This window comes from Paracoccus sp. (in: a-proteobacteria) (assembly GCF_030538655.1).
In the GTDB taxonomy this organism is placed as follows: domain Bacteria; phylum Pseudomonadota; class Alphaproteobacteria; order Rhodobacterales; family Rhodobacteraceae; genus Paracoccus.
On record NZ_JAUNTO010000033.1, the window covers coordinates 1 to 21,717 of the forward strand.

Here is a 21,717-nt window from a genome sequence, read left to right on the forward strand (position 1 = left end):
AATCAGAACTCGAATGACAAGGGAATCCTTAAATGAAGACGCCGTCTAGGTGTTGCAGCGGGGGCTTCGCGCCCCCGCACCCCCGCGGGATATTTCCAGACAGAAGATGCAGCGGACTTTACACGTTGTGATAGCGGACGGGGTTCTAGCTGTGGCGCATGTTATTTGGCAGACGCTTGCCGTTCTTGCCGACGTAATGTTCCCAAGTTTCACTATCAGCTTTGCGACCGCGAAAGTCCCATCGCGGAGAGTTGGGTTCGGTAAAGCGTGGCGGCGGAAAGTTCTCGGGCGTCGCAGGCAGCCATGCTTCAAGCACAAAGATGCCGTGCACGACACCATGAATGACGGCAAGCACGAAATCGGCCTGTTCGACGCACCATTTTGACACGCGCCACGCATAGCGCACGCGATCATAAAGTTCATCGTCCGAGTTATGATCGGCAGAGTTTTATCATTGATAAGCTCTAGCCGGTCGCCATCGCGCGGCGTGACCTCTTCCAGCGCATATTTCTTGACGATTTCCAATGCATGCATCGGGCCACGATCATTGCTGTAATGACCGGCGCTGATATTGGACAGGCCCGCATAGGCGTCGATCAGTGCTGCCTCGATCTCATAAGCGGTTTTTTATATCCTGAATGCCGTGGCGGTGAATAATGTGAACAACATGCAGCCCGGTGCGGCGAATGTCGTTGATGCGTTTGACCTTCAGGTTTTCTTCGTCTTCGCCTGCCGTATTTTCTTGTGAGTCTGCATCCGATTCACGGGGCACATCGCCGGTTTTGGTCGCGTTGACATGCTGAAACAGACGGTTGCCTTTGCCCTTGCGATGTAAAAGGTCTCACCGTTTCTGGGATCAATCAGGCGATAGACATAATGTTGCAATTTTTCGCCGACCCCGGCAGGAAACTGTCCATCATTTCCATCTCACCCGAACCGATTATCCCTCGGAAAACCCCTTGGTGCCATCCGGCCTGCGCTGGCGCGTTTGCCCAGCCATTCGGTCAGGTCGGGTTCGGTGCGGGTTTTGCCGCCACCCATGGGCCAGCTTAGCCCTTCGGCCAGCGTGACAAAGCGGGCGTCGGACAGTTGGCTTTCGGCCAGTAACCCGCCGCCGTCACGGTATTTTTGCAGCCGCACGCCCTTGCCACGGGCCATTTCCGGCAACTCGGTCAGAGGGAAGATCAGCAGCTTGCGGTTGGTGCCGACGACCGCGATGTGGTCGCCGTGGACCGGGCGGCACAGTAAAGCTTCGCCGTTCAGCACCTGTTTGCCGGTTTTCGTCTGCGCCAGAATATCGGCGGCACCCACGACAAACCCGTCGCCTGCCTTTGATGCGACCAGATATTTTTCGCCCTCGCGCCAGGGGAACAGGGCGATGACCTCGGCCTCGTTCGGCAGGTCGATCATCAGGCGCAGGGGTTCGCCAAGGCCACGCCCGCCGGGCAGGTTATGGGCGGGCAGCGTGTAGAACCGCCCGTTCGAGGCGAACAGCATCAGCTTGTCGGTGGTTTCGGCGTGTAGCGCCAGCAAGGGCCCGTCGCCGTCGCGGAATTTTACCTCGGCGTCCAGCGGCTGATGCCCCTTCATCGCCCTGATCCAGCCCATTTTCGACAGGATCACGGTCAGTGGCTCGCGCTCGATCATCGCGTCAAGGTCGATGGGCTGAACGTCCTCGGCCTCGGTGATTTCGGTGCGGCGCTGGCCTGCGGGGTGGGATTTGCCGAATTTACCACGCACCTCTTTCAGTTCTTCGGTGATGCGGCCCCATTGCGCGGCATCATCGGCCAGCATCGCGGCCAGCGCGTCGCGTTCGGCGATCAGGCTGTCGCGTTCGGCGCGCAGTTCGATCTCTTCCAGCTTGCGCAGGGCGCGCAGGCGCATGTTCAGAATCGCCTCGACCTGTGTATCCGACAGGCCGAACTCGGCGATCATCACCGCCTTGGGATCATCCTCGAACCGGATGATCTCGATCACGCGGTCAAGGTTCAGATAGGCGATCAGATAGCCTTCCAGCACCTCAAGCCGGGCGGCGATCTTGTCCAGGCGGTGCTGCGAGCGGCGGATCAGCACCTCGCGCCGGTGGTCCAGAAAGGCGCGCAGCACCTCGCGCAGGGAACAGACCTTGGGCACGCGGCCGTCAATCAGCACGTTCATATTCAGGCTGAAGCGGATTTCCAGATCAGACACCCGGAACAGCGCCGCCATCATCTGCGCCGCATCCACGCTGCGGGTGCGCGGTTCCAGAACGATGCGGATGTCATCGGCTGATTCGTCGCGCACATCGGCCAGAATCGGCACCTTGCGGGTTTGAATCAGTTCGGCCAACCTCTCGATCAGGCGGGATTTCTGCACCTGATAGGGGATTTCGGTGACAACGACCTGCCACTGGCCACGGCCCAGATCCTCGACCTGCCAGCGGGCACGCAGACGAAAGGCGCCACGCCCGGTGCGATAGCTGTCGGCGATCGACTGCCGCGTTTCAACCAGAACGCCGCCGGTGGGGAAATCTGGTCCCTGAATGATCCCGGCCAGCGTGTCGTCGCGGGCGTCGGGGGTTTTTATCAGATGCAGGCAGGCGTCGATGACGTCGTGCAGGTTATGAGGCGGAATGTTGGTGGCCATCCCCACCGCGATGCCCGACGCGCCGTTGCACAGCAGGTTTGGAAAGGCGGCGGGCAGCACCACGGGTTCGGTCAGCGTGCCGTCATAGTTGGGGCGGAAATCGACGGCGTTTTCGGCCAGACCTTCCAGCAATGCCTCGGACGGTTCTGCCATCCGCGCCTCGGTATAGCGGCTGGCGGCGGGGTTGTCGCCGTCGATATTGCCGAAATTGCCCTGACCATCGACCAGCGGGTAACGCATGGCGAAATCCTGGGCCAGCCGTGCCATGGCGTCATAGATCGCCGCATCGCCATGCGGGTGATAGTTGCCCATCACATCGCCGGTAATCTTGGCCGATTTGCGAAAGGCGCCAGTTGGCGACAGCCGCAATTCGCGCATGGCATACAGGATGCGGCGATGCACCGGCTTTAACCCGTCACGGGCGTCGGGCAGGGCGCGGTGCATGATCGTGGACAGCGCATAGGTCAGATACCGTTCGCCAATGGCGCGGCCAAGCGGTTCGGGGACGGTGTTCTGATCGTCGTTATGGGCGGGTTCGTCTGACATGGCCGTTTGGATAGGGCGCACCCGCTTTGCGGTCCAGCGCAAAATCGTTATAGTGCCTTCGCCGATCAGCGGCTGGCGGGGCAAAATGCACCGTCATGTTAAGCAAGGGGAACGCGTGGGGCTGGACCCGTGTTGTTTCTGACGATAGCGGCAACCCACGCACCAAGTTGTGACCCGAGACGATGATTCGACTGACGATCCTGACCATTGCTGTTTTGTTTGCGGTGCTGACCATCTGGGGTGATCCCGGTGCGCGGCAGCGAGAGGTGGCTGACACCGGCCAGCCGGTGGCGGTTGCCCCTGCTGTCGAAACCAGCCTGATCGACGCACTGACGCCTGTGGCGCGCCCGGAACTGATCCGCGTGACCGAACAGACACCGCAGCGGGTGAACCCTTATCCCGGTCCGGCGCTGCGGCCCTCGCCGGAATATCAGTCGCAGGCGCAGACCGCCGTCGCCGATCTGGCCGTGCCCGACGGGGCCGAGGTGATGCATGTCACCGGCAACCGGGTGAATTTCCGTGCCGGGCCGTCCACCAATGATGCGGTGGTCGGCGCGCTGACACGGGGAACGCCGGTGCAGGTGCTTGGCCCCCGGTCGGGCAATTGGGTGCAGATCCGCGATGCGCAGGGCCGCACCGGCTATATGTCCGGCGATTTCCTGTCGCCGGACGGGGGGCGCTGATCCATGACCCGGCGTGTTCTGATTACTGGCTGTTCATCGGGCATCGGCCTTGATGCCGCGCGGCACATGCAGGCGCGGGGCTGGCAGGTGGTGGCCACTTGCCGCCGCGAGCAAGACCTTGCCGCCCGCCGTGCCGAAGGGATGGAGGCAGTTCATCTGGAACTGGCCGATGAGGCCAGCGTCGCTGACTGCGTTCAGCAGGTGTTGGCGGCTGGCCCTTTGGACGGGGTGGTGAACAACGCCGCCTTTGCGCTGCCCGGCGCGCTTGAGGATTTGCCGCGCGATGGTCTGCGGTCCATTTTTGAGGCAAATCTGTTCGGCACCCATGACCTGACCTGCCGCCTGATCCCGCATTTCCGTGAGCGCGGCGCGGGGCGCATCGTGAATGTGTCGTCGGTTCTGGGGCTGGTCGGGCTGCATTGGCGCGGGGCCTATGTTGCCAGCAAATTCGCGCTGGAAGGGCTGACGGATGTGCTGCGGATGGAAATGTCCGACACGCCGATCAAGGTGGTTCTGATTGAACCCGGCCCGATCACCAGCCGCATTCGCGTTAACTCGATCCCGCATTTCGAACGCTGGATCGACTGGGAAAACAGTGCCCGCGTCGATCAGTATCGCCGTCTGTTGACCAAACGCCTTTACCAGCCCGCGGGCAAGGACCGTTTTGAGTTGCCGCCCGAGGCGGTCAGTCGCCGGATCGCGCAGGCGCTGGAATCGGCCAATCCGGCACCGCGCTATTATGTGACGACGGCCACCTGGCTGTCGGGGATCGGGCGGCGCGTGTTGCCGACCCGCGCACTGGACTGGTTCGCCGCGCGCAGCTAACCTGCCGCGCAGGAAAGGCGGTGCCGGATGAGCGATAGTCCTCTGTTTCTGCTGGCCATGCTGGCCGCAGCCGCTGTGCTGTTGATTTTGGTGACAGGAATCGGCGGTTTTACCGGCAGCGGCGATTTCAACCGGCGCAATGCCAACCGGCTGATGCGGTGGCGGATCATTGCGCAGGCCGTGGCCTTTGCGCTGATGATGTTGTTTTTGTGGGTCAGGGGATAATCGCGATGGTCGTGCTGAACAAAATCTATACCCGCACTGGCGATGGCGGCGATACCGCACTGTCGGATGGCAGCCGTGTCGCGAAACATGACCCGCGCGTCGAAGCCTATGGCACCGTGGATGAACTGAACGCCACGCTTGGGCTGTGCCGCCTGCACGCCACTGGAGATATGGCGCAGCGGCTGTCGGTGATCCAGAATGATCTGTTCGATCTGGGTGCCGATCTGTCGCGCCCCGATATGGCCGCGGATGCCGATGCGCCCTATCCCGTGCTGCGCATTCTTCAGGGGCAGGTGGATCGGCTGGAAACCGAAATCGACGCGATGAATGCGGCCTTGTCGCCGCTGCGCAGTTTCGTGCTGCCGGGCGGTTCCGCTCTGTCGGCGCATCTGCATCTGTCGCGCACCGTTTGTCGCCGGGCCGAACGCCGCGCCACCGAACTGGCCGCGCAGGCCGATGCCAACCCCGCCGCTGTCCGTTACCTGAACCGTTTGTCCGACTGGCTGTTCGTGGCCAGCCGGGTGGCGAACGATCAGGGCGCGGGGGATGTGCTGTGGGTGCCCGGTGCCTCGCGCTGATGCAACGTGGCGTTGCTACGCCGCATGTCGTCGTTTTTGCGCTGTAACTGCGCGCGCGGCGGGGCTATCAACCTGACACAATGATGACGCAATAAGGGAGAGTGGGATGAAAATCCTGGTGCCGGTCAAGCGCGTGATCGACTATAACGTGAAGGCCCGTGTGAAAGCGGACGGATCGGGTGTCGATCTTGCGAACGTCAAGATGTCGATGAACCCCTTTGACGAAATCGCGGTGGAAGAGGCGATCCGTCTGAAAGAAAAGGGCGTCGCCTCGGAAATCGTTGCGGTGTCCATCGGTGTCAAACAGGCGGCGGAAACGCTGCGCACGGCACTGGCCATGGGCGCGGACCGCGCCATTCTGGTGGTGGCCGCCGATGATGTTCACCAAGACATCGAGCCGCTGGCCGTCGCCAAGATCCTTGCCAAAATCGTCGAGGAAGAACAGCCCAAGCTGGTCATCGCCGGCAAGCAGGCGATCGACAACGATATGAACGCCACCGGCCAGATGCTGTCCGCGCTGCTGGGCTGGGGTCAGGCGGCCTTTGCCAGCAAAGTTGAAATCGAGGGCGAAACCGCCAAGGTCACGCGCGAGGTGGACGGCGGTTTGCAGACCATCGAGGTCAAGCTGCCCGCCATCGTTACCGCCGACCTGCGCCTGAACGAGCCGCGCTATGCGTCGCTGCCCAACATCATGAAGGCCAAGAAAAAGCCTCTGGATGAAAAAACCGCTGCCGATTACGGCGTGGATGTGACCCCGCGCCTGACCGTGGTCAACACTCGCGAACCCGAAGGGCGCAAGGCCGGGATCAAGGTTGGTTCGGTCGATGAACTGGTGTCGAAACTGAAAGAAGCGGGGGTGGTGTGATGGCTGTTCTGCTGCTGGGAGAAGTGACCAACGGCGTGCTGAACGTCGATGCGACGGCCAAGGCCGTGAACGCGGTCAAGGGTTTGGGCGATGTGACGGTGCTGTGCGCCGGTGCCTCGGCCCGTGCGGCTGCCGACGAAGCCGCCAAGATCGACGGCGTGGCCCGCGTTCTGGTTGCCGAAAACGATCTGTATGGTCATCGGCTGGCCGAACCGACGGCGGCGCTGATCGTGTCGCTGGCGGGCGATTATGCGCATATCGTTGCCCCGGCGACGACCGATGCGAAAAACGTCATGCCGCGTGTGGCCGCGCTGCTGGATGCGATGATTATCTCGGACGTGTCGGCGGTGGTCGATGCGGATACCTTTGAACGCCCGGTTTATGCTGGCAACGCGATCCAGACGGTGAAATCGTCTGATGGGAAAAAGGTGCTGACCGTGCGCACCGCGTCCTTTGATGCGGCGGGGCTGGGTGGTTCGGCGGCTGTCGCCGATGCCACCGTGGCCGAAGATCCGGGCCTGTCGAAATGGGTTGCGGATGAGGTGGCCCAGTCTGACCGGCCCGAGCTGACCTCGGCCGGGCGCGTGGTGTCGGGTGGGCGCGGCGTTGGTTCCAAGGAACAGTTCGCCATCATCGAAGCGCTGGCCGACAAGCTGGGCGCCGCCGTTGGCGCATCCCGCGCGGCGGTGGATTCGGGCTATGCCCCGAACGACTGGCAGGTGGGGCAGACCGGCAAGGTCGTGGCACCGGAACTGTATGTCGCTGTGGGCATCTCGGGCGCGATCCAGCACCTTGCGGGGATGAAGGATTCCAAGGTGATCGTCGCGATCAACAAGGACGAAGAAGCGCCGATCTTCCAGATCGCCGATTACGGTCTGGTGGGTGATCTGTTCACCGTCGTGCCGGAATTGACCGAAAAGCTGTAATTCAGCTGACAGAAACAAGAAACGCCCCGGTTTTGCCGGGGCGTTTTTGTTTGGGCCGGCCGGATCAGGCGGCTTTTTCGACGGCGGCGCAGATGCCGTCCACGACGTCGCGCAGGGTGGCTTCGTCTTCGGCCTCGGCCATGACGCGGATCAGCGGCTCGGTGCCGGATTTGCGGATCAGCAGGCGGCCCGAGCCAGCCAGCCGTGCCTCTGCCTCGGCGATGACGGCCTGAACCGCAGCGGCGGACAGCGGGTCGGCCCCGGCGGAGTAGCGCACGTTTTTCAACAGTTGCGGCACCGGCTCGAACTGGCGCACCAACTCGCTGGCGGGGCGGCCACTGTCGGCCATTGCGGCCAGGAATTGCAGGCCCGCTATCAGCCCGTCGCCGGTGGTGGCATAGTCGGTCATCACGATATGGCCCGATTGTTCGCCGCCCAGGTTGAACCCGGCGCTGCGCATCCGTTCCACCACATAGCGGTCGCCGACCTTGGTGCGTTCCAGTTGCAGGCCGCGCCCGGCCAGCCAGCGTTCCAGCCCAAGGTTCGACATCACCGTGGCCACCAGCGCACCGCCGCGCAGCCGCCCCTGTTCGGCCCAACGGCCCGCCAGCAACGCCATGATCTGATCGCCATCGGCCACCGTGCCGGTTTCATCGACGATCATCACCCGGTCGGCATCACCGTCCAGCGTAATGCCCAGATGTGCGCCATGCGCCCGAACGGCCTGCGCGCAGGCATCGGGGTGGGTGCTGCCGACGCCATCGTTGATATTGAATCCATTGGGTTCCACCCCCAGCGGGATCACCTCGGCCCCCAGTTCCCACAGCACATCCGGCGCCGCGCGATAGGCGGCACCATTGGCGCAGTCGATGACCACCTTCAGCCCGTCCAGCCGTTGCCCCTGCGGAAACGTGGTCTTGGCATATTCGACATAGCGCCCGCGCCCGTCGTCGATCCGCTTGGCCCGGCCGATGTTCTGCGGCTGCGCTAGCGCGATGTCGCCGTCCAGCAGCGTCTCGATTTCCATCTCGGCCTCATCCGACAGCTTGAAGCCATCGGGACCAAAGAACTTGATGCCGTTGTCATGCGCCGGGTTGTGGCTTGCGGAAATCATGATGCCCAGATCGGCGCGCATGGATCGCGTCAGAAAGCCAACGGCGGGCGTCGGCACCGGACCCAGCAGCAGCACGTTCATGCCGGTGCTGGTCAGCCCGGCGGTCAACGCGTTTTCCAGCATATAGCCCGACAGCCGCGTATCCTTGCCGATCACGACCCGGTGCCGGTTCTTGCCGTCGCGCCGGAAATAGCGGCCTGCCGCCGCCCCCAGCCGCAGGGCCATTTCTGCGGTCATCGGATAGGTGTTGGCCTGCCCTCGCACCCCGTCGGTGCCAAACAGTTTGCGACTCATGACATCTGTTCCCTTGTAACGGCCCGCCACAGCGCAAGCCCTTGTCGTATCGCGCCCACATCGTGAACGCGGTGAAGTTGCACCCCCTGCGCCACCGCTGCCAGCGTTATGGCCAGCGTGCCGGGGGCGCGGTCGGCGGGCTGTTCGGCCCCGCCGATGGCGCCGATGAACCGCTTGCGCGAGACGCCCAGCAGAATCGGGCAGCCCAGCCCATGATACAGCGAGATGCGCCGCAGGATCGCCAGATTATGCGCCTGCGTCTTGCCAAAGCCGATGCCGGGGTCGATCACAATGTGATCACGCGGAATGCCCGCATCCTGCGCGCGCGCGATCCGGGCTGCCAGCGCGTCGTAAACGTCCAGCAGCACATCGTCATAGCGCGGGTCATCCTGCATGGTGTCGGGCAGGCCCTGCGCGTGCATCAGACACACGGGCACCCTGCGTTCCGCGACCAGCGCGGGCAGGGCCGGATCAAAGTCAAAGCCCGACACGTCATTCACCATCCCCGCGCCCGCATCCAGCGCCGCCGCCGCGACAGTGGCCTTGCGGGTATCGACGGAAATGGGTGTGCCGTTCAGTGCAGCGATGGCGGGGATGATGCGGGCGATCTCATCTGCGGCGGGCACCTCGGCCGCGCCGGGGCGGGTGGATTCGCCGCCGATGTCCAGCATATCCGCCCCTTGGACCAGTAAGGCGCGGGCCTGCGCGGCGGGGTTATAGCTGCCGCCATCGGAAAAGCTGTCCGGCGTGGCGTTGACGATGCCCATGATGCGCGGCGCATCCATCGACAGCCCCAGCACCGGCGCGCGTAGAGCGGTCAGCGCGGTAATCACCTGTTCGGGCGCCTCATCGGTGACGACCGGGGCCGCGCCTCGGGCCAGCCGTTCGAACCATGAAAATCCTGTCCAGCCCCCCGCCAGCCGCCAACGGGATGGCGCGGTGTCGGGGTCGGGAATGGGGCGGTAATAGACGCTCATGGCAGGGGCGTGCCGGTGATATGGGTGACGCTCAGCGCAGGATCGCAGCCACTGACCGGGGCAGGTGCGTCGGGCGGCAGGGCTATTTCCAGATGCCGCGCGCCAGTGCGATGCGCCAGCCACTGCGCCAAGACGAACGGTTCGGCCTCTAACCCCGCCTCATCGGCGACCATGCGCGTGGGTGCCCAGACCGTATGCAGTTGCTGTGCCACCGCCCAATCCAGTTCCGTGCGTGTGTCGGCCACATCCAGCCCCAGCCGACCGGCCAAGGCCCATGCCGCCTGATCCAGCGCCAGCAGTGCCACCATACGGTCATTGCCACCCTGCGGCAGCGGCAGCATCGGTGCGGCGGGGATCAGGATCACGGCACCATCAGGCCGCGGCGCATCCGCCAGAGCCAGACGTAGCATCGGATCGGCGGCGGTGGGGGTGTCGGCATCCATCCGGGCGGCACTGCGGCTGATGGTGACGCCAAGCGCGCCGGGCACCCGGTCCAGCTTGTCTACCGTCACCTGCACCCGCGCGGCGCGAGGGTGGGCCAGCACCTCGGCCGCGATCTTTTCGGCTACGGTTTCCAGCAGGTTATAGCGTTTGTCGGCCAAAGTCCGCGCCACCGCATCGGTGAGCACATCATAGGACAGGATGCGGTCCACATGGTCGTCGACTCCGGCCACCGGCTGGGCCAGATCGACCGTCAGGTCAAATCGCAGCCGCTGTTCATGGCCGCGTTCCGATTGGAACGCGCCGATGTCAACCGCGATGACGTAATCGCGCAGGTGTATCTGGTCGGGGTGGTCCATTTGGCTGGTTTGCCCGCAAACCGCCCCTGAAACAAGATCAGTTCGAGGCCAGACGCTGGCCGCCCTGACGATAAAAGATGTGGTTGCCGATGCGCGTGGTGCGCGTGAACCGATGCGACCAGTTCGGGCGCACGGCGGTGGTGTGGAAATAGGTCGCGCCGCCGGTCAGTTTGCGCGGATGGCCCGACAGGGCGCGGCGGGCAATATCGACCGCACGGTTATAGGCGGCCTGATTGCGGATGCGGGGCTTGCCGCCGATGGTATAGGAAAACTGCGCGCGCTGGTTCACCACCCCGCATACGGTCGAGGGAAAGCGGCGGCTGTCCACCCGGTTCAGGATCACTTCGGCCACGGCAGCCTGTCCGTGCACACCTTCGCCGCGCGCCTCGAAATACAGCGCCTCGGCCATGCAGGACAGTTCCGACTGGTTGACGGCATTGGCGGCGGTGCGGGTCAGATAGACCTGTTCGGGGCCGTTGGTCAGCGAAACGGGTTCCGCATCGGTGAACAGCAGCGGTTCATCACGGGGCATCTGGTCGGGCGTGGCAATACCATGCAGTTCTGCGGTGCGCGACGAAAAGGCCGCGTTGTTGGCATTGGCAGGTGCGGCCAGCGAAAGGCCGGTCAGGGCAAGGGCAAAAAACGCGCGGTTTCGCCATGTTCGATCAAATATCATCGGTAATATCCCTCTGAATTCGCGTCGTGTCGTCTTGATATGTCGCGGTTGCAAATCGTGACGTCCTGATTTTGGACGCTGTCAGAGGCCGTGATTAAGGTTTTGGTAACCATTGATGCCAGCGCACAGGCGCGTGAGCCCCGCTTTCCGGGCAAAAACATAGTTAACGGGCGGAAATCTGCTGATGCGATTTGGCCGATCCGGCGAGAATCAGCGAATTGGCGCGCTGTGGGGGAACCGGCAGCGACCGATCAGCGCAAGACGGCAGGCGAATCGTCAAAGGCCGATTCGTCGCGGCTGCGAATCGATTCTTGCGCGGCGGCCAGCCGGGCGACGGGCACCCGGAACGGCGAACAGGACACGTAATCGACTCCGGCCTGATGGCAAAAGGCGATGGATTGCGGGTTGCCGCCATGTTCGCCGCAGACCGACAGGGTGATCCCCGGTCTGGACTTGCGCGCCCGCTCGCAACCCATCAGCAGCAATTCCCCCACGCCATCGGCGTCCAGAATATGGAACGGGTCTTCGACATAGACGCCCTGGTTGACGTAGGTGGACATAAAGCGCCCGGCATCGTCGCGCGACAGGCCATAGGTCATCTGCGTCAGGTCGTTGGTGCCGAATGACAGAAAGGCCGAATGCGCGGCAATATCGCCCGCCCGCAGCGCTGCGCGCGGGGTTTCGACCATCACCCCCAGACGATAGGTGAAATCGGCGCGCATCTGGTTGCGGACGCTGGCGGCAACGGCATCGACACGGGTCTTGACCAGTTCCACTTCGCGCATGGCGGAAACCAGCGGGATCATGATTTCAGGCACGACCGGGGCGTCCTTGCGGCTGGCGATGACCGTAGCTTCAAAGATGGCGCGGGCTTGCATCTCGTAAATTTCGGGCAGGGTGATGCCCAGACGGACGCCGCGCATCCCCAGCATCGGGTTGAACTCTGACAGCGCCTCGACCCGGCGGGTGACTTCGGACAGGGGCAGGGCCAGCGATTCGGCCAGTTCGCGCATCCCCTCGCGGTCATGGGGCAGGAATTCGTGCAGCGGCGGATCGAACAGGCGGATCGTGACCGGCAGCCCGGCCATGATGGTGAACAGTTCCACGAAATCGTCGCGCTGCATCGGCAGAATGCGTTCCAGCGCAAGGCGGCGATCCTCGGGCCGGTCGGCAAAGATCATCTCGCGCATGGCGGGCAGGCGGCTTTCGTCAAAGAACATGTGTTCGGTGCGGCACAACCCGATGCCCTGTGCCTTGAACATACGGGCGGTGCGGGCGTCTTCGGGCGTGTCGGCATTGGCGCGCACACCGATACGGCGGGCGGCATCGGCCCAGTCCAGCAATTGGTTAAAGCTGTCGTCCAGCGCCGGTTCCAGCATTTCCGCCGCGCCGGCCAGCACCTCGCCCGAGGTGCCGTCGATGGTGATCTCGTCGCCTTCGCGCAGGGTGCGCCCCCCGGCGTGCAGCGTGCGGGCACGGGTGTCGATGCTTAACCCGGTCGCGCCGACGATACAGGGCAGGCCAAGGCCGCGCGCGATCACGGCGGCGTGGCTGGAGGTGCCGCCGCGTTCCGTCAGCACCGCGACCGAGGCGTGCATCCCGCGAATATCCTCGGGCACGGTTTCGCGGCGGACCAGAACGCAAGCCTCGCCCCGCGCGGCACTGGCCTGCGCGGCGGCGGCGGTAAAGACGATGCGCCCGGTGGCTGCACCGGGGCTGGCGTTGATGCCGCGGGTGATGGTGTCGCGGGGCGCGCGCGGGTCCACCTGATAGTGCAGCAGATCAGACAGGGCGCGTGGGTGCACGCGCATCACCGCCTCGTCCGGGGGGATGATGCCGTCGCGGGCTAGGGCCACGGCAATGCGGACCGATGCGCGCGAGGACCGTTCCACCCGCGTGGCGTCGATGATCGACAGGATGCCATCGGTGACGATGAATTCGATCTGCATTTCCTCGCGCAGACGCTCGCGCGCGGCGATGCCAAAGCGCACCAGTTCGGCAAACACCTGCGGTGCCGTTTCTTCGAGCGAGGGGCCGCGGTCGTCGCGGGTCAGATACAGCGTTTCGGCACCCGCCCCCCGCGCCGCCCCCAGTTCCTGACCGCGAAAGCGCCCGGTGATGCGGGGCGTGCCGGTCACGCTGTCGATGAACTGGATCGTGCCCGATCCGGTTACGCCGGGGCCAAGCGCCAGTGCCATTTCCTGCACCACCAGCCCCAGCGGTGCATCGGCGGGCGCGCCCTTGGCCTGACGCAGCAGCCGTGCCGTCGGCCCGTCCCATGCGCGGGCCATGGCGCGCAGCACCTCGGCCAGTTGCCGGGCGGGGTCTTGCGGAAAATCTTCGTCCATTTCGGCGCGCCATGCCCGCATCGCATCGTCCAGTGCGCCCGGCCCACCTTGGGCGAACATATCCGGGTCAAGCCGCGCGATCTGCACCGCATAGGTCTGGATGAAGGACAGATACAGCGCATCCGCCGCGTCTTTGCCAAGGCGCTTGGTCAGGTGGGCGTGGCAGGCGTCGTTCATGCCGACATGCAGCACCGTGCCCGGCCCGCCCCATTCGGGATGCATCGCCGATGGCCGCACACCGACCAGCCCGGCTGTGCGGGCAAACAGACCGGCCAGCGCCGGGGTCGGGGGGATCTGCCCCGAGGCAATGGCCCGCACCGATTCGCTGCTGATCGCCCAGCTTTGCGGCACCGGCAGGTCCATGCGGATCAGCCGTTGCAGGCATTTCGCCCGCCAGCCATGCCGCCCCCGGTCGATGGCGGCACCCGGTGTGATTTCGGTCAGGTCAAGGGGTTCGCGTCCGCTCATGCCGGGCAGAATTGCGCGCCCCGTCGCGTGCTGCAAGCGCGAAATGACGCCGTAGCCGCGATGTTTGCGTATGGGCCACACCGGCAAAGCGATGCGGCCCCAAGGTCATGTCAGCCGCAGGCCGCCGTCAGTGCCTGATCCAGATCGGCGATCAGGTCGGCGGCATCCTCGATCCCGATGGACAGGCGCACCACTTCGGGGGCGGCCCCTGCGGCGCGCTGTTGATCGGGGGTCAACTGGCTGTGGGTGGTGGATGCCGAATGGATCACAAGGCTGCGCGTATCGCCCAGATTGGCCACATGGCTGAACAGCTTGAGGTGATCGACCAGCCGCACGCAGGCGTCATAGCCGCCCTTGACCGCAAAGGTGAACAGCGCCCCCGCGCCCTTGGGATACAGCCGCTGCGCTGTTTGATGCCAGGGCGAGGATTCCAGCCCGGCATAGGTCACGCCGGTCACGCGCGGGTCGTTTTCCAGCCATTCCGCCACCTTCACCGCGTTTTCGACATGGCGCGGCATCCGCAGGCCAAGGGTTTCAATCCCCATCAGCGTATAATGCGCCGCCTGCGGGTTCATGGTCATGCCCAGATCGCGCAGCCCGATGGCGATGCCGTGAAAGGTAAAGGCCAGATTGCCAAAGGTCTCGTGGAACTTCAGCCCGTGATAGGCGGGTTCGGGCGCGGACAGGCTGGGGAATTTGTCACTGGCCGACCAGTCGAATGTGCCGCTGTCCACCACGACGCCGCCGGTCACGGTGCCATTGCCGGTCATGTATTTGGTCAGGCTGTGAACGACCAGCGTGGCGCCCATCTCGATCGGTTTGCACAGATACGGTGTGGCCAGCGTGTTATCCACGATCAGCGGGATGCCGGCCTTGTCGGCGATGGCGGCGACCGCCGGAATGTCGGTCACATAGCCGCCGGGATTGCTGATCGATTCGCAAAACACCGCGCGGGTGTCACCGTCGATGGCGGCGGCCAAAGCATCCGGATCGTCGAAATCGACGAACTTGCATGACCAGCCGAACCGTTTGATCGTCTGGCTGAACTGCGTGATCGTGCCACCATACAGCCGGGTCGAGGCGACGATGTTGCGCCCCGGTGCCATCAGCGGAAACAGCGCCATGATCTGTGCAGCATGGCCCGAAGAACAGCAGACCGCACCCGCACCGCCCTCTAGCGCAGCCACACGGTTTTGCAGCGCGGCGACAGTGGGATTGGTCAGGCGCGAATAGATATAGCCGACCTCTTGCAGCCCGAACAACTTGGCAGCGTGTTCGGCGTCGCGGAACACATAAGCCGTCGTCTGGTAAATCGGCACCTGCCGCGCGCCGGTGGCCGGGTCCGGCTCGGCTCCGGCATGAATGGCGGTGGTGTCAAAGCCTTGGGTCATCATCCTCTCCCCTTTTATGGCGGCAGACTAGGCGTCCGCGTGCGCTGCCGCAACGGGCAAGTATTGCTGCCCATTGACGCGCCTGTGCCGATGCGCCATGCCGCGCCCATGCTGCGCATCGACGATATATCCTTTTCCATTCAGGGCCGCCCGCTGCTGGAACATGCCTCGGCTACCATTCCCGCCGGTCACAAGGTCGGGCTGGTTGGCCCGAACGGGGCGGGCAAGACGACGCTGTTCCGCCTGATCCGGGGCGAGTTGACGCTGGACGGCGGGTCGATCGATCTGCCCCAACGCGCCCGCATTGGCGGCGTCGCGCAAGAGGCGCCGGGGACCGATGCGACCGTTCTGGCCACGGTTCTGGCCGCTGATACCGAACGCGCGGGCCTGCTGGTCGAGGCGGACACCGCGACCGACCCGCATCGCATCGCCGAAATCCAAACCCGGCTGACCGACATCGACGCCTGGTCGGCCGAGGCGCGGGCGGCCTCGATTCTGGACGGGCTGGGGTTCAGCACTACCGACCAGTCCCGCCCCAGCCGCGATTTCTCGGGAGGCTGGCGGATGCGGATTGCGCTGGCGGGGGTGCTGCTGGCGCAACCCGATCTGCTGCTGCTGGACGAGCCGACCAACTATCTGGACCTGGAAGGCGCGTTGTGGCTGGAGGGTTATCTGGCCCGCTATCCCCATACGGTCATCGTCATCAGCCATGACCGCGGCCTTTTGAACCGCGCCGTCGGCCATATTTTGCATTTGGAAAACAAGGTTCTGACGCTTTACACGGGCGGCTATGACAGCTTTGCCCGGCTGCGCGCACAGCGCCGCGCCTTGCAGGCAGCTGAGGCCAAGAAACAGGATCTGCGCCGCGCACATCTGCAATCCTTCGTGGACCGGTTCCGCGCCAAGGCCAGCAAGGCGCGGCAGGCGCAGGCCCGCGTCAAGATGCTGGAAAAGATGGAGCCGATCACCGCGCCAGAGGATGCAAAGCTGTTCCGATTCAGCTTTCCGCAGCCTGACCAGCTGTCGCCGCCGATTGTGGCGATGGACGGGGTTGCGGTCGGCTATGACGGGCACGCGGTGCTGCGGCGGCTGAACCTGCGCATTGATCAGGACGACCGTATCGCTTTGCTGGGGCGGAACGGGCAGGGCAAATCCACGCTGTCGAAACTGCTGGCCGGGCGGCTGCCAGCGATGGAGGGGCAGGTGACTGCCAGTCCCAAGCTGCGCATCGGCTATTTCGCCCAGCATCAGGTGGACGAGTTGCACTTGGATGAAACTCCGCTGGACCATATCCGCCGGTTGCGCCCGGACGAGGCCCCGGCGCGGCTGCGCGCCCGGCTGGCGGGCTTTGGTCTGATGGAGGCGCAGGCCGAAACGCCCGTCGGCCAGCTGTCCGGCGGGCAAAAGGCGCGGCTGTCGCTGCTGATCGCCACCATCGACGCCCCGCACCTGCTGATTTTAGACGAGCCGACCAACCACCTCGACATCGAATCGCGCGAGGCGCTGACCGAGGCGCTGAACGATTACACCGGCGCGGTGGTGCTGGTCAGCCACGATATGCACCTCTTGGGGCTGGTTGCCGACCGGCTGTGGCTGGTGAAAGACGGCGCGGTCAGCCCGTGGCAGGGCGATCTGGACGATTACCGGACCTTCCTTTTGAAAGGCGATGCCTCGCCGCCCCCTGCTGCTCCCGTGCCCGAACGCCCCAAACGCGCCCCCCGCGATGAACTGCTGGCCCTGCGCGCCGAAGTGCGCCGCGCCGAGGAACGCGTGGCCAAGCTGACCGAGATGCTGGACAAGCTGGATGCAAAACTGGCCGACCCGGCCATCTACGGCAACCCGACCGAGGCCGAGAAATGGGGCCGCAAACACAGCGAGGCGCGCGAGGCGATGGCCCGTGCCGAAGACCTCTGGATGACCGCGCTGGAAAATCTGGAACAAGCCGGGCAGGGCTAAACCCGCGCCCGGCATCTTCTGTCCAGAAATATCCCGGGGGTCCGGGGGCTGGCCCCCGGCTTCACCCCCGCCAGTTCGACAAACAGGGTATCTTGGATCGATCACAGCGATCCGCGTATTTGCGCGCGATTTCCGTCACTTCCGCCATCAGCCCATCTTCCAGCCGGATCGGGTTCAGCCCCAGATCCAGGAACTGGTCGTTCACCACATGCAGATCGTTCTCATCCGCCTCGATCCGCGGGTTCGGCAGATTGGCGATTTCCGCGCCGGTCTGGTTCGCGATCATCTGCGCCAGATCGCGGATGCGGTGGGTTTCGGTCATCTGGTTCAGGATGCTGACGCGATCCCCCTTGGCGGGCGGGTTCAGCAGCGCAAGTTCGATGCAACGGCAGGTATCCTGAATGTGGATAAAGGCGCGGGTCTGCCCGCCGGTGCCGTGCACGGTCAGCGGATGCCCCACCGCAGCCTGCATCAGAAAGCGGTTCAGCACCGTGCCATAATCGCCGTCATAATCGAAACGGTTAATCAGGCGTGGATCGCGGCGGGTCTGGTCGGTTTCCGTGCCCCAGACAATGCCCTGATGCAGATCGGTGATCCGCAGCTTGTCGTTCTTGTTGTAATAAAAGAAGAAAAGCTGATCTTGCGTCTTGGTCATGTGATAGATGCTGCCGGGGTTCGCCGGATACAGGATTTCCTGTTCGGCATCGCCATGCTCGGTTGCGACCCGCACTGTCAGATAGCCTTCGGGAATGCGCATCCCGGCGGTGCCGTAACCGTAAACCCCCATCGTGCCCAGATGCAGCAGGTGAATATCCTGCTTGCTTTCGACAATCGCCGCCAGCACGTTGTTGGTGGCGTTCAGGTTGTTGTTGACCGTGTAACGCTTGTGCCAGCTTGATTTCATCGAATAGGGCGCGGCGCGTTGTTCGGCAAAGTGGATCACCGCATCGGGCGCCTCGTCCCTCAGCAGGGCCAGCAGCCGGTCGTAATCCTGTGCCACATCCAGATTGACGAAGCGGATGGTTTTTCCTGACACCTCTTGCCACGCGGCCAGCCGTTGCCCCAGTGGACGGATCGGCGTCAGCGAGCCAGCCTCAAGCTCGACGTCGATCTTGCGGCGGGACAGGTTGTCCACGATCACCACCTCGTGCCCACCCGCCGAGAGATGCAGTGCACTGGGCCATCCGCAAAACCCGTCCCCGCCCAGAACCAAGACTTTCATCGCGCGGCTTCCTGTGTGTTGCCAAGGTCTTGGCGACACTAGCTGCACAAGAAACGGAAAGAAAGGGTCAAGGATGAGACATAAAATTGTTACACTTGACCGGTCACCTGCATATTGCTGCGGTGGTGTTCGATGGCGTCGGTCAGATCGTGGTAATAGGTCAGACGCCCGTTTTCCAGAACCGCCCCGGCCTCGCATATATCGCGCAGAGAACGCAGGTTATGCGACACCACGATAGCTCCGGCTTTTTCCATGCGTGCATTGAAAACACGGTTGGATTTTTCCCGGAACTGCGCGTCGCCCACGGCCGTCACCTCGTCCACCAGATAGGTGTCAAATGGCACGGCCATGGACACGCCGAAGGCCAGTCGCGATTTCATCCCCGATGAATAGGTGCGGATCGGCAGATAGAAATGCTGCCCGATTTCGGCGAAATCCCGCACAAAGGCGATCACCTCGTCCGTATCGACGCCATAGATACGGGCGACAAAGCGGCAGTTCTGTTCGCCGGTCAGATCGCCGTGGAACGACCCGGCGAATCCCACCGGCCAACTGATCGTGCCGGTGGACAGGATGCGCCCGGACGTTGGCAGCATGGTGCCCGCGATCATTCGCAGCAGCGACGATTTCCCGGCACCGTTCCGGCCCAGCAGGGCAACGGACACGCCGGTCGGGAAAACCGCGTTGATGTTTTGCGCCACGGTCTTGCGCTTGCCTTGCAGCACATAGGTCTTGGTCAGGTTTTCCAGCACGACCATGGCGGTTCAGCGGCGGTCGCGCAGACTGTAATAGATCAGCACCCCGATCAGCCAGCTCAGCAGCAAAAAGCCCGAGATGATGCCCAGCAGCTTGGCCCGTTCGGGGTATTCGGCCTGCTGCGCCAGCGTCGGGCGCACATAGGCCGCCAGATAGCGCGACTGCCGCCGCGCCTCGGCCTGCGCCACGTCCAGCGCGGCCAGCGTGGCGGTATAGGTCTGCTCGGCGAACTGGCGATCAACCAGCAGCCCCTCATACTGGCCGACCACATCCGACAGCACCTCGCCGCTGCTGGTGGATGAGCCAAGCTTGCGGCGTTCGTCCTCGATCTGCTCGCGGATGGTGGCGATGCGCAGTTCGGCCTGGCTGACGCGCGGATCGTTGGGCTGTGCGTTGGATTTCAGCATCGCCAGCGAGATCAGCGATTCCGCCAGCTGCCCTTGCAGGGATGCGACGATGCCCGACTGCATCTGCACATCCGCCGCCGGATCGACCATCTGATGCAGGTTGCGAAAGGCGTTCATATCCTGCCGGGCCTGTTTTACCCGCTCGACCGCCTGTTCGACCTCGGCGCGGGCATAGCGCAGGGTATCCTCGCGCGCGACGGCGTTCAGGTCGTTAATCATGTCGGTGCTTTCGTCCATGATCGCCTGCGATATGGCCTGCGCATCGGCGGGGTCAAAGGCCAGCACCCGCAGGTCGATCATGCCGTTATCGAAATAGACCCGCACCTTGCGTTCCCAGTTCCGGCGCAGATCCTCAAGCGAGGCGTCGCCGTGATAGCCGAATACCGGGTCGCCCGGCGCCTTGGACCAGATCGCCCGCAGGTCCAGCCGCTGATTGACGCGTGACACCAGATCGTGGCTGGTCATGAACTTGTACAGGATGTCGCTGTCGGTGGTGGAATTGCCCGAAACGCCCAGCATATTGCCCAGGCCCCCCAGCAATTCCCCCGGTGCGGCGGCGGATTCGCTGCGCACGGAAAAGCCGACATAGGATGCGTATTGATCGACGGCGCGGGCATACAGATACCATGCGCTAAGAAGGATCGGCAGCATCACCCCCAGCACAAAGCTGGCGGCGATCATGACATGCCGTGATCCCAGCCGGGCCGGGCTGGCTGTGGGGGCAACCGGCGGCAGGGGGGGCGCGGGTCGTGCCGGTGCGGCGGGTTTGACTGGATTGTTCTGACGGCTGGCCGCGCCGGGGGTCGCTTTTGCGCCGCCCTGAACCACGCCAAGACCGGCGGCATTGGCGCGGGCGGCCGTTGGTTTGGGCTTGGCGGTGGCCGGTGTGCCGGGCGCATCGTCCGGGGCCTGTTGCGGCGGGGTCAGCGGTGCCATCCCCTTGCCGGTCACAAAGCCGGGGCGCTGATCGGCGGCCGCGGGGGTTTCCGGTTTGCCGTCCGAGGGCGGAGGATGTGACGCGGCCATTTGGTGCCTGCCTGAATGTTGATCTCTGACTGCCTGTCATACATAAACTGCCATCGCAGTTCCAGCGCAGACGGGCCATATGTCTGTGAACGCTGCGCGCCCCGCAATCCTGTCCGGCAGTCACGCCCATGAAACCCGTTTCACCTCTGCCCGCCGCCGCCAAGCCCGAGTTGCGCGAGATCAACAGCCTGCGCCGCCGCTGGCCGACCTTGCGCGCGGTCGGTGCCCTGATGCTGCGCGAGATGTCCACCACCTATGGTCGCAGTGCGGGCGGCTATGTCTGGGCCGTGCTGGAGCCGGTGGCCGGGATCACCTTGTTGGTGACGATCTTTTCACTGGCGCTGCGCAGCCCGCCTATCGGAACGAATTTTGCCATTTTCTATGCCAGCGGCCTCGTGCCGTTCATGTTCTACATGCACATCTCGTCCACCACGGCAGATTCGATCCGTTATTCGCAGCGGTTGTTGGCCTATCCGGCGGTGACATTTGTCGATGCGCTGGTGGCGCGGCTGAGCTTGAACGTGATTACGCAACTGCTGGTGGCCTATGTGGTGCTGACAGGGATCGTGCTGACGATGGACACGCGGACCGACCCGCAGATCGCCCCCATCGCCCTTGGGTTCGCCATGGCGACGGTGCTGGCGGCGGGGGTGGGGACGCTGAACTGTTTTCTGGGCACGGCCTTTCCGACATGGAACAAGATCTGGGCGGTGCTGAACCGACCGATGTTCATTCTGGCCTGTATCCTGTTCCCGTTCGAATCCGTGCCGATGCCCTGGCGCGACTGGCTGTGGTGGAACCCGCTGATCCATATCGTCGGGCAGGTGCGGCACGGGTTCTATCCCAGCTATTCCGGCTGGTATGTCAGCCCGGCTTATGTGTTCGCCTTTGGCATCGTGACGATGACAGTGGGTCTGGTGCTGCTGACCCGCTATCACCGTGACTTGCTGAACAGCTAGGCGGCGTCTTCATTTAAGTGATCCATGCCATAGCGCATGCGAGATCGACG

At 63.9% G+C, this 21,717-nt stretch carries 20 protein-coding genes; 8 read left to right on the top strand and 12 right to left on the bottom strand.

All coding sequences use genetic code 11. The annotated features are described in order from the left end of the window. Window positions 1-145 precede the first annotated feature (145 nt). From Q4G22_RS14860 to parC, 3 genes are all read right to left on the bottom strand, one after another. A complete protein-coding gene (locus Q4G22_RS14860; protein WP_303386667.1) occupies window positions 146-406 on the bottom strand; it encodes a hypothetical protein in 261 nt (86 codons plus the stop codon). 207 nt (window positions 407-613) lie between these two features. Then, on the bottom strand, window positions 614-772 hold the full coding sequence (locus Q4G22_RS14865; protein WP_303386668.1) for a hypothetical protein: 159 nt from the start codon (window positions 770-772) through the stop codon (window positions 614-616). Window positions 773-927: 155 nt separating this feature from the next. Continuing rightward, on the bottom strand, window positions 928-3,171 hold the full coding sequence (gene parC, locus Q4G22_RS14870; RefSeq protein ID WP_303386669.1) for a DNA topoisomerase IV subunit A: 2,244 nt from the start codon (window positions 3,169-3,171) through the stop codon (window positions 928-930). 182 nt (window positions 3,172-3,353) lie between these two features. Between parC and Q4G22_RS14875 the strand changes: the two genes are divergently transcribed. The 6 genes from Q4G22_RS14875 (at window position 3,354) to Q4G22_RS14900 (ending at window position 7,273) form a co-directional block, all read left to right on the top strand. Continuing rightward, window positions 3,354-3,854, top strand: a complete 501-nt coding sequence (locus Q4G22_RS14875) for an SH3 domain-containing protein (protein ID WP_303386670.1) — start codon at window positions 3,354-3,356, stop codon at window positions 3,852-3,854. Window positions 3,855-3,857: 3 nt separating this feature from the next. Beyond that, window positions 3,858-4,679 (top strand): SDR family NAD(P)-dependent oxidoreductase, encoded by an 822-nt coding sequence (locus Q4G22_RS14880; RefSeq protein ID WP_303386671.1) that lies wholly within the window; start codon window positions 3,858-3,860, stop codon window positions 4,677-4,679. A 27-nt stretch (window positions 4,680-4,706) separates the two neighbouring features. Then, window positions 4,707-4,904: a twin transmembrane helix small protein gene (locus tag Q4G22_RS14885; protein ID WP_303386672.1), complete on the top strand. Its 198-nt coding sequence runs from the start codon at window positions 4,707-4,709 to the stop codon at window positions 4,902-4,904. A gap of 5 nt (window positions 4,905-4,909) precedes the next feature. Beyond that, window positions 4,910-5,482: a cob(I)yrinic acid a,c-diamide adenosyltransferase gene (locus Q4G22_RS14890; protein WP_303386673.1), complete on the top strand. Its 573-nt coding sequence runs from the start codon at window positions 4,910-4,912 to the stop codon at window positions 5,480-5,482. 106 nt (window positions 5,483-5,588) lie between these two features. Beyond that, entirely contained in the window at window positions 5,589-6,347 is a 759-nt protein-coding gene (locus Q4G22_RS14895) for an electron transfer flavoprotein subunit beta/FixA family protein (RefSeq protein WP_303386674.1), read from the top strand. Then, window positions 6,347-7,273 carry an electron transfer flavoprotein subunit alpha/FixB family protein gene (locus Q4G22_RS14900; RefSeq protein WP_303386675.1) on the top strand — a complete coding sequence of 309 codons (927 nt, stop codon included), beginning with the start codon at window positions 6,347-6,349 and terminating at the stop codon, window positions 7,271-7,273. The genes Q4G22_RS14895 and Q4G22_RS14900 overlap by 1 nt, the downstream gene beginning before the upstream one ends. Before the next feature lie 64 nt (window positions 7,274-7,337). On the opposite strand, the gene glmM is transcribed toward Q4G22_RS14900, so the two are convergent. The 6 genes from glmM to Q4G22_RS14930 all read right to left on the bottom strand — a co-directional run bounded on the left by glmM (window position 7,338) and on the right by Q4G22_RS14930 (window position 15,341). Next, a complete protein-coding gene (gene glmM / locus Q4G22_RS14905; RefSeq protein ID WP_303386676.1) occupies window positions 7,338-8,681 on the bottom strand; it encodes a phosphoglucosamine mutase in 1,344 nt (447 codons plus the stop codon). Continuing rightward, on the bottom strand, window positions 8,678-9,658 hold the full coding sequence (gene folP / locus Q4G22_RS14910; RefSeq protein WP_303386677.1) for a dihydropteroate synthase: 981 nt from the start codon (window positions 9,656-9,658) through the stop codon (window positions 8,678-8,680). Before folP ends, glmM begins: the two co-directional genes overlap by 4 nt. Further along, window positions 9,655-10,458 carry a dihydroneopterin aldolase gene (locus Q4G22_RS14915; protein ID WP_303386678.1) on the bottom strand — a complete coding sequence of 268 codons (804 nt, stop codon included), beginning with the start codon at window positions 10,456-10,458 and terminating at the stop codon, window positions 9,655-9,657. Before Q4G22_RS14915 ends, folP begins: the two co-directional genes overlap by 4 nt. A gap of 37 nt (window positions 10,459-10,495) precedes the next feature. Then, on the bottom strand, window positions 10,496-11,134 hold the full coding sequence (locus Q4G22_RS14920) for a cell wall hydrolase (RefSeq protein WP_303386679.1): 639 nt from the start codon (window positions 11,132-11,134) through the stop codon (window positions 10,496-10,498). Between the two features lie 251 nt (window positions 11,135-11,385). Further along, window positions 11,386-13,950: a putative PEP-binding protein gene (locus Q4G22_RS14925; RefSeq protein ID WP_303386680.1), complete on the bottom strand. Its 2,565-nt coding sequence runs from the start codon at window positions 13,948-13,950 to the stop codon at window positions 11,386-11,388. Window positions 13,951-14,060: 110 nt separating this feature from the next. Beyond that, complete coding sequence (locus Q4G22_RS14930; RefSeq protein WP_303386686.1) at window positions 14,061-15,341, bottom strand: O-acetylhomoserine aminocarboxypropyltransferase/cysteine synthase family protein; 1,281 nt, start codon at window positions 15,339-15,341, stop codon at window positions 14,061-14,063. A gap of 108 nt (window positions 15,342-15,449) precedes the next feature. On the opposite strand from Q4G22_RS14930, the gene Q4G22_RS14935 reads away from it, so the two are divergent. Beyond that, on the top strand, window positions 15,450-17,297 hold the full coding sequence (locus Q4G22_RS14935; RefSeq protein WP_303386681.1) for an ABC-F family ATP-binding cassette domain-containing protein: 1,848 nt from the start codon (window positions 15,450-15,452) through the stop codon (window positions 17,295-17,297). Window positions 17,298-17,358: 61 nt separating this feature from the next. Here the strand turns inward: Q4G22_RS14935 and Q4G22_RS14940 are convergent, their stop codons facing one another. From Q4G22_RS14940 to Q4G22_RS14950, 3 genes are all read right to left on the bottom strand, one after another. After that, window positions 17,359-18,519: an NAD-dependent epimerase/dehydratase family protein gene (locus Q4G22_RS14940; RefSeq protein WP_303386682.1), complete on the bottom strand. Its 1,161-nt coding sequence runs from the start codon at window positions 18,517-18,519 to the stop codon at window positions 17,359-17,361. 89 nt (window positions 18,520-18,608) lie between these two features. Further along, window positions 18,609-19,277 (bottom strand): ABC transporter ATP-binding protein, encoded by a 669-nt coding sequence (locus Q4G22_RS14945; RefSeq protein WP_303386683.1) that lies wholly within the window; start codon window positions 19,275-19,277, stop codon window positions 18,609-18,611. Between the two features lie 6 nt (window positions 19,278-19,283). Next, window positions 19,284-20,708, bottom strand: coding sequence for a hypothetical protein (locus Q4G22_RS14950; protein WP_303386684.1), 1,425 nt, complete (start codon window positions 20,706-20,708; stop codon window positions 19,284-19,286). Window positions 20,709-20,836: 128 nt separating this feature from the next. Here Q4G22_RS14950 and Q4G22_RS14955 point away from each other — a divergent pair, with 128 nt between their 5' ends. Beyond that, a complete protein-coding gene (locus Q4G22_RS14955) occupies window positions 20,837-21,667 on the top strand; it encodes an ABC transporter permease (RefSeq protein ID WP_303386685.1) in 831 nt (276 codons plus the stop codon). The last annotated feature ends 50 nt before the right edge of the window (window positions 21,668-21,717 follow it).